Source organism: uncultured Ruegeria sp. (genome assembly GCF_947500045.1).
Lineage (GTDB): Bacteria > Pseudomonadota > Alphaproteobacteria > Rhodobacterales > Rhodobacteraceae > Ruegeria.
Genome location: NZ_CANMQQ010000008.1, coordinates 45338 through 57219, shown reverse-complemented (window position 1 = coordinate 57219; position 11882 = coordinate 45338). Strand labels below are relative to the sequence as shown.

The following is an 11882-nucleotide window of genomic DNA, read 5'->3' as shown; positions in this document are numbered from 1 at the left end:
TGACTCCGCCGCTTCTGTACAAGAGGATCACATGGCAGAGAACGGCCTTTTTCCGATCAGTGTACGGCGCCACAGCGATCGATACTGGCGCCGCTTCACATCCTATAGATTTGCAATGGGCATGGATGCCTGTCCGATCGTAAGCTCCGAGATATTTCAGATAGCATCGTCCTTCCCGATCGCATTCAAGCTGCGGGAGGGAACTTACCTGCCGATGGCGATGTTCTCGGTTGATGCTGCATTGGCCACACCCATTGTTGACCAACAGGGGCGTTGGCGCGCGCCATATATTCCGTCAGCGTTACGCTGCTACCCGTTTCAAACTGGGCCCACCAATATGCGCGACTGCCTGACCGGGGCAAGATTGTGCTTGTACGTAAACGAAAGCTCTGGATTGGTCACGCGTGATCCCCGGGACAATCCATTCTTTAGCAGTAGAAACAAACTGTCGCGAAATCTATGTGATGTACTGCAATTCTTGCAGCTTCGGGAAGCCGCAGTGGTCGAGGCGCGCCGTCTCTGCTCATTAGTCGCAGAAATGGATTTATTTGTTCCACTTCAAGAACATGAAGGCACTACTTTACCTGAAAATTACTGGGGCATTGATGCGCAAAGGCTCTGTCGCCTGCCCGATGCTTACAAATTGACATTGATTTCCAGCGGCGCCCTACAACTCATCCACGCGCATCAGATCTCACTGTCCCATTTGAGCTGGCTGGCGCGCGCGCAGAATGAATTGCCCGGCAAACATGCATCCGCAAGCGATACGCTAAACGGGTTCTTAACTGCGATGGCCAATGATGAATCTCATGACCAAACAAGAGCGGAGATGATCCATGCGATGGGTTGACCATGTTTTTAAACCAATGTGTCTGCTGATCATTCTACTGCCAATCTGGGCCTGCACACCCACGCCGGATGTGACTCGCGTCGAAAGATCATTTTCAAGCCAAACGACGGGAGCGGGTGCTGTCGCACCATCAACCAACCTGACAAATAGCCCCTTTGGTCAACGCGTTCGGTCAGCAGTTCAAAACAGCCCCAACGTCGCACGGAGCGACTCTGGGCTGGATATAGCAAAGGCAAACCGGGATGCAGCCCGAGGAGCATTTTTACCGCAGGTGTCATTGGGGCTACGCGCTGGCTCGGATCGGGCGTTATCAACGGATGGAGAGGTTTCACCATATCTGCGCATATCGCAACTTGTCTACGACGGGGGTGCGGCGGCAAATGACCTAACGGCGGCTCATGCGCGCGTTCTTGAAAGCCGCGGGGATCAACTCCAGGCTGCCTCAGCCACGGCTTTGGCCGCGATCGAAACATATGTCATGGTGCTGGACCGAAGGGAGCTCCTGGATATCGCTCGTGGCAATGTTGAAGTTCACGAAGACATCGAGAAACAGATTACAGACCGGGTATCGGGCGGGCTTGGCTCGAACGCGGATATGCTTACAGCGCGGTCTCGCGTTGCCGATGCACGTACCCGTTTTGCTGACGCAAGGGCGCGTGTTGACCGGGCCGAGGCGCGGTTCCGAGAAGTTTTTGGCGCGCCGCCAGGAAATTTACACCCTCCGCTTCCCGCGCCTGAATTGAGCCGCAGCGACAGTCAAATCGTATTGGACAGCCCTCAGGTTCGAAGAGCCAATGCCTCTGTGATCGCATCACGAGCGGAACTGGCAGTCGCCCAGGCCCGACGTCATCCTGACATTCGTATTGCGGCATTTGCCGATCACGACGACTTTGAAACCGCTGATTTTGGAGTCGACTTGTCCGTGAACTATCAGCTGGACAGCACGGGCCAGCGGCGCGCTGCAATTACGGCAGCGGCCGCTCAGCTCGAACAGGTCGAGGCGGATCGTGAGTCATTGATCAGGGAGATTGGTCGAGAACTCGGATTTATCCGTTCGGACCAGAAAGCCGGTGCAGATCGTCTTCGCGAGGCGCGAATAGCTACGCAGGCCAACGCAGACAGTGTGGCGGCGGCAAGGGCGCAATTCACAATCGGGCGCCGGAGCCTGATCGAAATCTTGGATGCACAACGGGACTATGTGAACGCGCAGGAAAGATTGATCCTGGCGGAACAGAGCTTTTTCCTGACCAACTACGCGGCGTTAAGTTTGACCGGCGATATTCTTGACCTGCTGGGTATCAAGTTGAGCAACTGGGGTGGATCATAGTGAAGGATGATCATGCCATATTAACGGCGCTGGAAAGCTGCCTGTTAAATGTTGCGACTGCGCTCGAACGACCATTGGCCGCTGCAACTCTGCACGCGTCCCGATCCGGAGAAGCTGATAAACTAACGGTCCGTGATGCAATTGCAGTAGCACAGAGCGCGGGGTTGCAGGTTGGTTTTGGCGCTCAGAAGCTAAAGGCATTTGACACGGCGCTGGCCCCGGCGGTCCTGCTGATGAAGGACGACCGTGCCGTTGTTTATCACGGTCGGTCGAAATCGGGTGGATTAATACTCTATGACCCGGCGTTGGGTAATGGCCTCGGCGAGGTTTTAGAAAGCGACCTTCGTGAAAGCTATACGGGTTATGCCCTTCTGTTCCGGCGTTTGCACCAAGACGAGACCGAGCCATCTAAACCCGAGTACAGTGGGCACTGGTTCTGGTCCGCCCTCTCTGCGAACCGGTGGTCTTATGCTCAGGTGGCGATGGCTGCGGCGATGGCGAATATATTGGGCCTTTCCACTTCGGTTTTCATAATGATCGTCTATGACCGGGTATTGCCGAACGAAGCGACTGAGTCTCTCATAGCCTTGACCCTTGGTGTGTGTCTGGCCCTGGTGTTTGACTTTGCGCTAAAACTATTACGCGCCGGTTTTATTGATCGCGCAGGGCAACGGGCTGATAAGTTCATGGGGCGCCGGATATTCGATCAGATGCTGAATATCCGCATGACCGCCCGCACCGGTTCAACCGGAGCGATGGCCAGCACGGTACGAGAATTCGAAACTTTGCGTGAGTTTTTCACCTCAGCCACGTTAGTTGCAGTCGTGGACCTGCCGTTCATCGCGATTTTCATTCTCACAATTTACTTGGTTGGTGGTCCTTTGGCGTTGGTTCCGGCACTTGCCGTACCCATTGTGTTACTAAGTGGGCTGGCAATCCAACCTATGTTGGCACGGCTCGCCGAGAAAAGCTTTGCGGACGGTCAATCAAAACAATCTGTACTTGTCGAAGCTGTATCGGGGCTTGAAACGATCAAAACTACGACCGCGGGTCGCCAAATGCGAACCCGCTGGGAAAACGCAATCGAGCGTCAGTCAGAACATGGGACACGCAGTCGTGCCATTACTCAATTTGCCTTGAATCTGACCGGGTTTACGCAGCAGGCCGCACAAGTATTGATCGTGTTTTATGGTGTGTTTCTTATCACCGACGGCCAAACCAGTATGGGTGCACTTATCGCATCGGTTATGCTGACTGGCCGAGCGTTGGCACCATTGGGGCAACTGGCGCAAACTCTGACGCGGGTCAATCACGCGCGTAGCGCATTTCGCAATCTCGACAAACTCATGCGGGCAGATACCGAACGACCCGAAGGCCGTTCATGGGTTAGCCGACCCAAGGTTTCTGGCCGCATCGCGTTCAACAATGTTCATTTCGCCTACCCAGATCAGCAGGATGACGCACTAAAGGGTGTTTCCTTTACGATCGAACCAGGAGAGAGGGTCGCAATCCTTGGCCAGATCGGGTCGGGAAAAAGTACAATCACGCGTTTACTGCAAGGCCTTTATCAACCCCGTGTGGGTTCAGTTACACTGGACGGGCTGGATATTCGCCAGATTGATCCGGGTGATTTGCGGCGCAACATCGGTTCTGTTCTGCAAGATATTTGGTTGTTCTCAGGCTCTCTGAGGGAAAATATCAGCAGTGGCATGATACGTCCGCGTGACAGTGATTTGATCCGCGCTGGTCGGATCGCCGGGGTTGAAGAGTTCGTAGCCAAGCACCCTCGGGGTTATGATCAGCACATTTCTGAACGGTGCGAAGGTCTATCGGGTGGTCAACGACAAGCGGTTGCGCTGGCCCGGGCGCTAATCGGTCGCCCTCCGGTGCTGGTTCTGGATGAGCCAACCAGCGCGATGGATATCAAATCCGAGGCTGAGACAATCAAAAGGTTGGAAACGGCAACGCAGGATACCACAATGGTGATCGTGACACATCGCACCAGCTTATTGGACCTGGTGGACCGGGTCATCGTGATTGAAGACGGGAAAGTCGGTATGGACGGACCCAAAGCCATTCTTGCGCAATATGTTCGCAAACCCGGGAGGCATCTGAATGTCGCGGCATCCTGAACTAAGGCAGCTGGCCCGAGAAATGCAGGGACGGGCACCGCTTCGGGGTTCTCTTCTATTGTTCCTGATCCTGGGGTGCATCATTTCTGCAGTAGCGTGGGCTAAGTTCACTGAGCTGGACGATGTCGTCCGTGCAGATGGCCGCATTGTTCCATCTGGCGATGTCCAGATTATTGAAGCCACCGAACCGGGTGTTTTGCAATCGCTGTATGTACACGAAGGGATGGTTGTCGAAGCCGAAACTTTGCTGATGGAGCTCGACAGCAATCAGATCGAACGCGAATTAAACCAGGAACAACAGCGCGCCTATGCTCTGATGGCTCGCGCACAGCGGCTGCAAGCGGAAATCGATGAGACGGCTTTGCAGTTTGACAATAGCTTGTTGAGTGAGGCCCCCAGCGTCGTGCAATCGGAAACCGCGCTTTATCGGGGCCGGCAAGCGGAGCTTGCATCCGAAATTACCATTCTGAACCGGCAGCGCGAGCAAAGGCAACGCGAATACGAAGAAGGTTTGGTTGATCAGGTGACAACAACTGAGACACTAAATGTTCTCGCTGAAGAACGTGCGATGATGGTGCCCTTGGTCGAACAACGCATGGAACCCGTAACTACATTGCTGGCATTGCGTCGTACTGAGGCCGAGTGGACTGGCCGAAAAACCAGGGCCGAGGCCGTGATCAGCCGCCTGAAGGCCGGTCTTGATGAAATTGATGACAGGGTTAGTGCCACGCGCAGCAGATTTCGAAGTGCCGCCCTTACGGATCTGGCATTGGTCACGGCTGAGCTGTCGGCGTTGCAACCTGCCCTGCCTGCATTGCGGGATCGGGTTTCACGCGCGCAAATTCGTGCACCGGTTAGGGGTATTGTGAACCGAATTCACCGAACAACAATCGGCGGATTGGCACGTAGTGGTGAAAAACTGATTGAAATCGTCCCTCTAGATGACCGGTTGTTGGTTGAGGCCTATGTTCGCCCCAAGGACATCGCATTCCTGCATGCAGGTCAACAGGTTAAGATAATGATCACAGCCTATGATTTCTCCCGATACGGCAGCTTGGACGGTGAGATTATTCGCATTGGGGCCGATGCGATCACGCGTACTGAACGGAGCGAAGAAGAGGTCTTTGCAGTCGAAATTCAGACCTCGGATACCATGCTGGATGGGTCTGGGATAGCGGTCGAGATAATTCCCGGGATGATTGCCGAAGTTGATATCCTTGCAGGCCGAAAAACGGTGCTGGATTACCTGCTCCAACCGGTTCTAAAAATCAAGAACCGGGCTTTGCGTGACTGAGGAGGCCAGCGCACTGGGGTTCGAACGATTATCGGCCAGCGTTATTGGCTAGCCGTTAAAATTATGAACCTGATACTTACCGCCACTTTACATCGCCCAGAAAGATGTACCCTGCCCCGTATATTGTTTTGATCAGGCGTGGATTTTTGGGGTCCTCTCCCAGTTTTGTCCGCAACCGCGAGATGCGCACATCCATCGCTCGATCAAAGCTGTCACCGGCACCCCCACCCAACATCTCTTGCATTCGTGCCCGGCTTATCAAGCGTTTGGGGCTTTCGAGGAAGAGGCGTAGGACTTCGCCCTCGGCGTGACTGAACGGTGTCTCGGCACCATCGTCAGCAATCAGAACATATCGGTCAAAATGAGCAATCCATCCGTTGAATTCGGCGGCATCAGAACTTTGTACTGCAGGGCCGGTTGAACGCAGGCGTGCGCGGACACGCGCAATAACCTCTGCAGGGTCGAATGGCTTGGTGATATAATCATCTGCGCCAAGCTCCAGCCCGGTTACCCGATCTTGAACCTGTGCCCGGCCCGAAATGATGATGACGGCGGCCCCCTGCTCCAGCGCCAATCGATGCACCAACGCCAGCCCGTCAGTATCGGGCAGCGACAAATCCACAAGACAAACATCCGGTGTGACCCGTTTCAGCGAGGCTTCGAACTCGCGCGCGCGGGCAAAGCTCTGAGTACGAAATCCGGCGTCCTCCAAGGCGTCTGTCAGGATCCGACGTATCTCTGGCTCATCATCAAGAATGGTCACCAATGGTTGGGTCATCTATGCGGCCTCGGTTCGAAGTAGGGCGGAGAGTTGTTCGGGAGTGAACGGTTTGCTCAGAACAGGTGCACGAGTCAGCGCTTTGGTATGCAGAGGATCGGAAATCGGCAGGGACGTCATCAATATACAGGGCAGTGCGCCCTTCAGATGATCGACGATATCAATACCGGTGCCCTCTCCTTCCAACCGGATATCTGACAGCACCAGCGCGATGTCATCTATGTCTGACGTCAAAGCCAGTGCTTCCCCAACCGAGCTCGCCTCGATCACCGAACAGCCCAAGCCAATTAAAATTTCTCGAAACTGACTGCGCAGCTCATCATTATCCTCAACCAGCAATACAAGCCCCGCTTGGGCTGGTGGTGCTGCTCGGAAGGGCAGGCGCAATACAACAGAAGCCCCAGAGGGTGTGTTCCGCAAGTTCAAATCCCCGCCAGCCAGCTTAACGGTGTCGTAGACCATAGGAAGCCCCAGCCCCGATCCATCGCTGCCTTTGGTGGTGAAAAATGGGTTCAGCGCTTGTTCCAATGCGTCAGGGGTGAACCCAGAACCCGTGTCCGATACAGTAATCTCGACCCAAATGTTCCCAATTGCGTGGGCGCTGATCGTAATCTGGCCTGACGTGCCACAAGCGTCTCGTGCATTCAGCACAAGATTTAGCAAGGCATCCTGAAGCATACCGGGGTCGAGCATCAGCGCCCTGTCGGGCAGCGTGTTCACCACAGATAATCCCATACCGCGCGGCAGCGAAGGCGTGGCTAGTACGCGTAAATCTTCGAGCAACCCGCGCATATCCGTGGCCTGAGGGTGTGGTGTACGATTACCAGTCATGTCGGCGATGCGATTCAGCAATTGTCCACCGCGACGCGCGGTCTGCTGTGTGGCGGTGACAAGTTGGCTGGCTTCTTTGGGTAAATCCATCTTTTCCAGCCGGGCCTGCATACCCAGAATAATAGTGAGCAAATTCGAAAAATCGTGGGCAAGCCCGCTTGTCATCTGGGCTGCCATTGCTCTGCGCCGCGTTTGCTGCAGGGCGACGCGGGCCTGAGTTTCCTCAGTGATATCCACCGACATGACATAAACACCACCTGCTTTGTCCGGCGTGAATGACACGCGAATGCGTCGTGAATCCTGATCTTCGGTAAACTCAAAAACTGAAGGTTGTCCGCAATATGCTTGCTCCAGTTGCGGTTTCACTCGGTTATAAGCGGACGATCCAAGTGCCTGAGAAATATGAAGGCCCAGGATTTCCGAGGGTCGACCGGGCATGACTGAACTGAGGCGCCGATTTGAATAATCATATCGACCATCTTCATCCAGATGAGCGATATGGGCGGGCATCATCTCGGTCGTCATCCGCGTGCGCGCCTCGATCTCGGTCAGCTGTCGTTTGGCCTCTTCCAGCGCCGTAATCGTCGCTGCTAGTTTGCGGTTCGTTGCGGAAAGCTCTTCGGCGTGGCCCAAAAGTTGATCTGACAGCTCTTCCGAGCGGGCACGCAGCAAATCCTCGACCTGTCTGGTTCGCGTAATATCGGTATAGACGGCGACCCACCCCCCATTGGGCAAAGGCGCACCTTCCACCGAGATAACCTGACCATTGGGCCGGGTACGTTCCATGTAATGCGGTTCGAAAGCCAAAGCTTGCGCAACGCGGGTTTCAACCATTTCGTCAACGTCACCGTCCGAGCCATACTCGCCCCGGCTGGCAAGAAAATAGATGGTGTCGTGAAACAAAGCACCCGGTTCGACAAGCTTGTCTGGCAGGCCGAACATTTCCTGAAACCTCAGATTGCTGACCACAAGGCGTAGCTGACTGTCATAGATCGACAGGGCTTGCCCGATCAGATTCAGGCCAGCGGTTGTCATCGCCTTGATGTGTCTTTCGGATAATTCCAAACCCATCCTCCACTGCGCCCATAGGTATCACCAGTTCAAGCGCAGGTGTAGGCAGTTTTGGCTATCCATGCAGCGGCAAATTGTTCGCGGCGCGGTATGCTTGTACATAGCCACGCGCGACAGATCGAACGGCCGTTCCGATCTGCGAGTAAGCCTCATCAGGCAGGTTGGCGAAGGACACCCGCGCCGACCAACCGGGTGCATCAAAACCGCTGCCATTCAACAAGACGATGCCGTAATCTTCGGCCAGTTTGAACGCGATATCCAATGGCTGAACATTCTGCTTTATCCATGTCACAACGTCTTCGCCGACATATTTCCGCAACCAGTATTCGAAATCGATGATGCCGTAATAGGCATCATAATGTTCACCTGCCTGTACCTCGACCCCCATCGCCTCTGTCAGTAGCTTGAAGCGGCGATGAACCAATTCCATACAGGCGGCCTGATAGATTTTCTTACTGTCCACCAATTCACAGAGTGAAAACAGTGTCATCATGACCTGCTGCGGCAGCGATAGACCCGCTGTGTGGTTCAAAGCCACATCTCGGCTATCTGCCACCAGCCGGTCGACAAAGCGGATATCACGCGGCGTTAGGCTGAGGGTTCCATAGCGCTTGTCCAAGGCCTGTTTAATGTCGTCCGGGTGATCAGCAAGCTTGAGGTCGAAGATGTTGTCCTGCGCCACAGCGATCACACCAAGCCGCCAGCCAGTGCAGCCGAAGTATTTTGAATAAGAATACACCCCGATCGTATTGCGGGGCAGATGTCCCATGACCGACGTAAAGTCATGTACGAAGGTGCCGTAGACATCATCCGTCAGTACGATCAGATCGGGCCGGTGATTTTCCACCAAATCCGCCAGTTTCCGCAAGGAGGCAGTGCTGAGCGCAACAGAGGACGGATTGCCAGGGTTGACCAGGAAGAACGCTTTTACTTTGGGGTCTTTCAGTTTGTCGACTGCAGCATCAGTCAATTGGAAACCGTCATCCTCGTCAGTCTCAACATGGACGGATTCTAGGCTGTAGTCCTCCAACTCGGGCATTTCCAGATAGGGTGTGAAGATTGGCGTACACAGCGCGATCGTATCGCCAGGGTTCAGCAGGCGATTGGCCTTGAGTGTTTTGAAAATATAGCACATCGCCGCCGTGCCGCCTTCAACCGCGAACAGATCAAACTGGGCATCTGGCCGGTGGCCCCGGCACATGGACCACATCAAGTATTCATGTGCAATCGTCGCGTTGTGTTTCAGGATGCGGTCGGGAACCGGATAATTGTCGCCGATAATTGAATCCGTCAGTTCATGCACAAACTCATCCGCTTCGAAGTCAAACGCAGCAATGGCATGCGTCACGACCTCAAGCAGCGTGTCTACCCCCGGCGTCTTTGCGTGCTCAGACGCCCAGTCCTGAAACCGCTCATGACAACCTTTCTGCGCAGGCATACCACCCAACCCGGCAGGGTGGTTCATCACACGCTTGGATTCGGTTATGGCAAATTGTCCGAGGGCAAAGAATGCTTCACGCGGGCGGGTGGCGACCCAATTGGGATTTCCGCGACCTGCGTTCAGAAAGGCACTGTTGGCCTTGTGTGCTTCGGCTGAGGCCAGTTTGATCAGCTCATCCTTGATCTGAAACGGGCTGAGCGCTTCGTAGTCGTGCAGCGTTACTCTATCCATCGTTCAAACCTCTCCAAATCAGCTTAGGATCAAAACTACGACCATCCCGAAGATGGTCAGTAAGGTGTTGCCGATTGCATAGGGCATCCCATAGCCAAGTGCCGGGATACGGCTTTGCGCGGCTTCTTGAATCATGCCCAATGCGGCCGTGGTGGTCCGTGCACCCGCGCAGGCACCAAACAGAATTGCCGGGTGGAATTTGAACACGTAATGCCCAACATAAACGGAAAAGATCATGGGCAGCGAAGTGGCGACAATCCCCCATAGCAGCAACGCGATACCTGCCTGTTGCAACCCGGCGACAAAACCCGGCCCAGCGGTGATCCCGATCACCGCGATAAAGACATTCAGGCCCAGCGTGTTCATCAACCAAAGGGCCGGCCCGGGTATTCGACCAAAGGTCGGATGCACGGTACGCAACCAGCCAAGGAGTAGCCCTGCCAATAGTGCGCCACCGGTCGTCGAAAGGCTGATAGGGAAGCCTCCCATCATAACCGACAGCGTTCCGATGATCCCGCCAATGAAAATCCCCCATCCAACAAAGGCCAGATCCGTGGTGTCGACTGGGCGATCTGCATAACCGATCTTGGCAATCGCGGCCTCAACATGCCGTTTACTACCCTGAATGGTGATGATGTCACCTCGGTGGACGACCGTACCCGGCAACAGCGGTAAGTCCTGCATGTTCCGCATCAGTTTTGAGACATAGATGCCCCGTGAAATCGACAGTTTGCTTAGCTCTTCAAGCGTTTTGTTATGCACATCCTTGCTGGTGATCAGAACGTCCATCTTCTCGGATGGAATACTCAGCAAGTCGGGTGCGTCGGCCTCAGTCAGGCTGGTTTCAAGCAAGCCCACCAGATCGGCGCGACGACCCGAAAACATCACGACATCCCCGACTTGCAATATCGTGTTGTCGTCAACCTCGATGATCTTGCCGTCGCGCCTTAGGCGTTCAGCATAAATGCGCACGCCGGGCATCAGGTCTTTGACCGGTTGCCCCAGAAAATCGCTTCCCTGAGGTATTTCAAAAGCGCGGGCTTCGATCGCCCGATACGCCGAGACGATGCCGTCACCGGATTCCACCGCTAGGCCACCGCCGAGCTTAGCCTCATATTCCTTGCAAGCCGCGACCAGATCGACACCGATCAATCGCGGCCCGATCTTGGCTAGAATGATTGCCGAACCAATCGTGCCGTAGATATAGGTCACCGCGTAAGCCACCGGGATTTGGTTGGCATAGGTCTTGGCTTGTTCCGCCGACAGCCCCAGATGGCCGATCTGGTCGGTTGCAACGCCAATTGCAGCTGAAATCGTCTGCGACCCGGCATAGAGACCAGCGGCATAGCCAAGCTCTAGCCCCGCCACCTTTGCGGCGATGATGGGGATCACGAGGCATAAGGCCAGCACGCTGAGTGCAAAAAACACCTCGCGCGCACCGTCTACTTTCAGGCCGCGCATGAATTGCGGTCCAACACCGTAGCCCACAGCGAAAATGAACATGATGAAGAAGGTCGATTTAACCGCCGAGTCGATGTCGATATGGGCCTGTCCAATCACGACCGCCGCCAGCAACGTTGCGGTGACCGTACCCAGGCTGAAACCCATCACCTTCCAAGGGCCGACAAGAAAACCGATACCAATGGACAGAAACACCGCCAGCTCTGGATAGTTTTGAAGAACATTCACTAGCCAATCGACCATTATCCACCTCTCAATCCTCGCCCGACAAGCATACGAGGCAGATGCCGGTAACAAGGCGAAGATGCGCCCAACAAGCCAATTTAATTACCGACCAAGCCGCCTGTTCGAAAAACTCAACCAAACTCGAAAAATTCTGGATTTACGATACCTCAAGACGGACGTTTGTCTATGATTATCTGAATATTAGCGGTTCTGAGCATCGGTTCCCTGTTGGGTGGCTCCA

The 11882-nt window shown here is 54.7% G+C and carries 8 protein-coding genes; 4 read left to right on the top strand and 4 right to left on the bottom strand.

Annotation, left to right across the window (positions count from 1 at the left end):
- Window positions 1-31: 31 nt before the first annotated feature.
- Genes Q1B46_RS14110 through Q1B46_RS14095 form a run of 4 tightly spaced genes read left to right on the top strand, consistent with a single transcriptional unit; the run spans window position 32 to window position 5603 of the window.
- The gene (locus Q1B46_RS14110) at window positions 32-850 is read left to right on the top strand and encodes a SapC family protein (RefSeq protein ID WP_299948994.1); all 819 of its coding nucleotides are present in this window, start codon (window positions 32-34) and stop codon (window positions 848-850) included.
- Entirely contained in the window at window positions 837-2177 is a 1341-nt protein-coding gene (locus Q1B46_RS14105) for a TolC family protein (RefSeq protein ID WP_299948993.1), read from the top strand. The genes Q1B46_RS14110 and Q1B46_RS14105 overlap by 14 nt, the downstream gene beginning before the upstream one ends.
- Window positions 2177-4309 carry a type I secretion system permease/ATPase gene (locus Q1B46_RS14100; RefSeq protein ID WP_299948992.1) on the top strand — a complete coding sequence of 711 codons (2133 nt, stop codon included), beginning with the start codon at window positions 2177-2179 and terminating at the stop codon, window positions 4307-4309. Before Q1B46_RS14105 ends, Q1B46_RS14100 begins: the two co-directional genes overlap by 1 nt.
- Window positions 4293-5603 carry an HlyD family type I secretion periplasmic adaptor subunit gene (locus Q1B46_RS14095; RefSeq protein WP_299948991.1) on the top strand — a complete coding sequence of 437 codons (1311 nt, stop codon included), beginning with the start codon at window positions 4293-4295 and terminating at the stop codon, window positions 5601-5603. The genes Q1B46_RS14100 and Q1B46_RS14095 overlap by 17 nt, the downstream gene beginning before the upstream one ends.
- A 76-nt stretch (window positions 5604-5679) precedes the next feature.
- On the opposite strand, the gene Q1B46_RS14090 is transcribed toward Q1B46_RS14095, so the two are convergent.
- The 4 genes from Q1B46_RS14090 to aspT are packed head-to-tail and all read right to left on the bottom strand — an operon-like array spanning window position 5680 to window position 11659.
- Window positions 5680-6381 carry a response regulator transcription factor gene (locus Q1B46_RS14090; RefSeq protein ID WP_299948990.1) on the bottom strand — a complete coding sequence of 234 codons (702 nt, stop codon included), beginning with the start codon at window positions 6379-6381 and terminating at the stop codon, window positions 5680-5682.
- Window positions 6382-8283, bottom strand: coding sequence for a PAS-domain containing protein (locus Q1B46_RS14085; RefSeq protein WP_299948989.1), 1902 nt, complete (start codon window positions 8281-8283; stop codon window positions 6382-6384).
- Between the two features lie 55 nt (window positions 8284-8338).
- Window positions 8339-9955 (bottom strand): bifunctional aspartate transaminase/aspartate 4-decarboxylase, encoded by a 1617-nt coding sequence (locus Q1B46_RS14080; protein ID WP_299948988.1) that lies wholly within the window; start codon window positions 9953-9955, stop codon window positions 8339-8341.
- Window positions 9956-9973: 18 nt separating this feature from the next.
- Window positions 9974-11659 carry an aspartate-alanine antiporter gene (gene aspT, locus Q1B46_RS14075; RefSeq protein WP_299665118.1) on the bottom strand — a complete coding sequence of 562 codons (1686 nt, stop codon included), beginning with the start codon at window positions 11657-11659 and terminating at the stop codon, window positions 9974-9976.
- Between the last annotated feature and the right edge of the window lie 223 nt (window positions 11660-11882).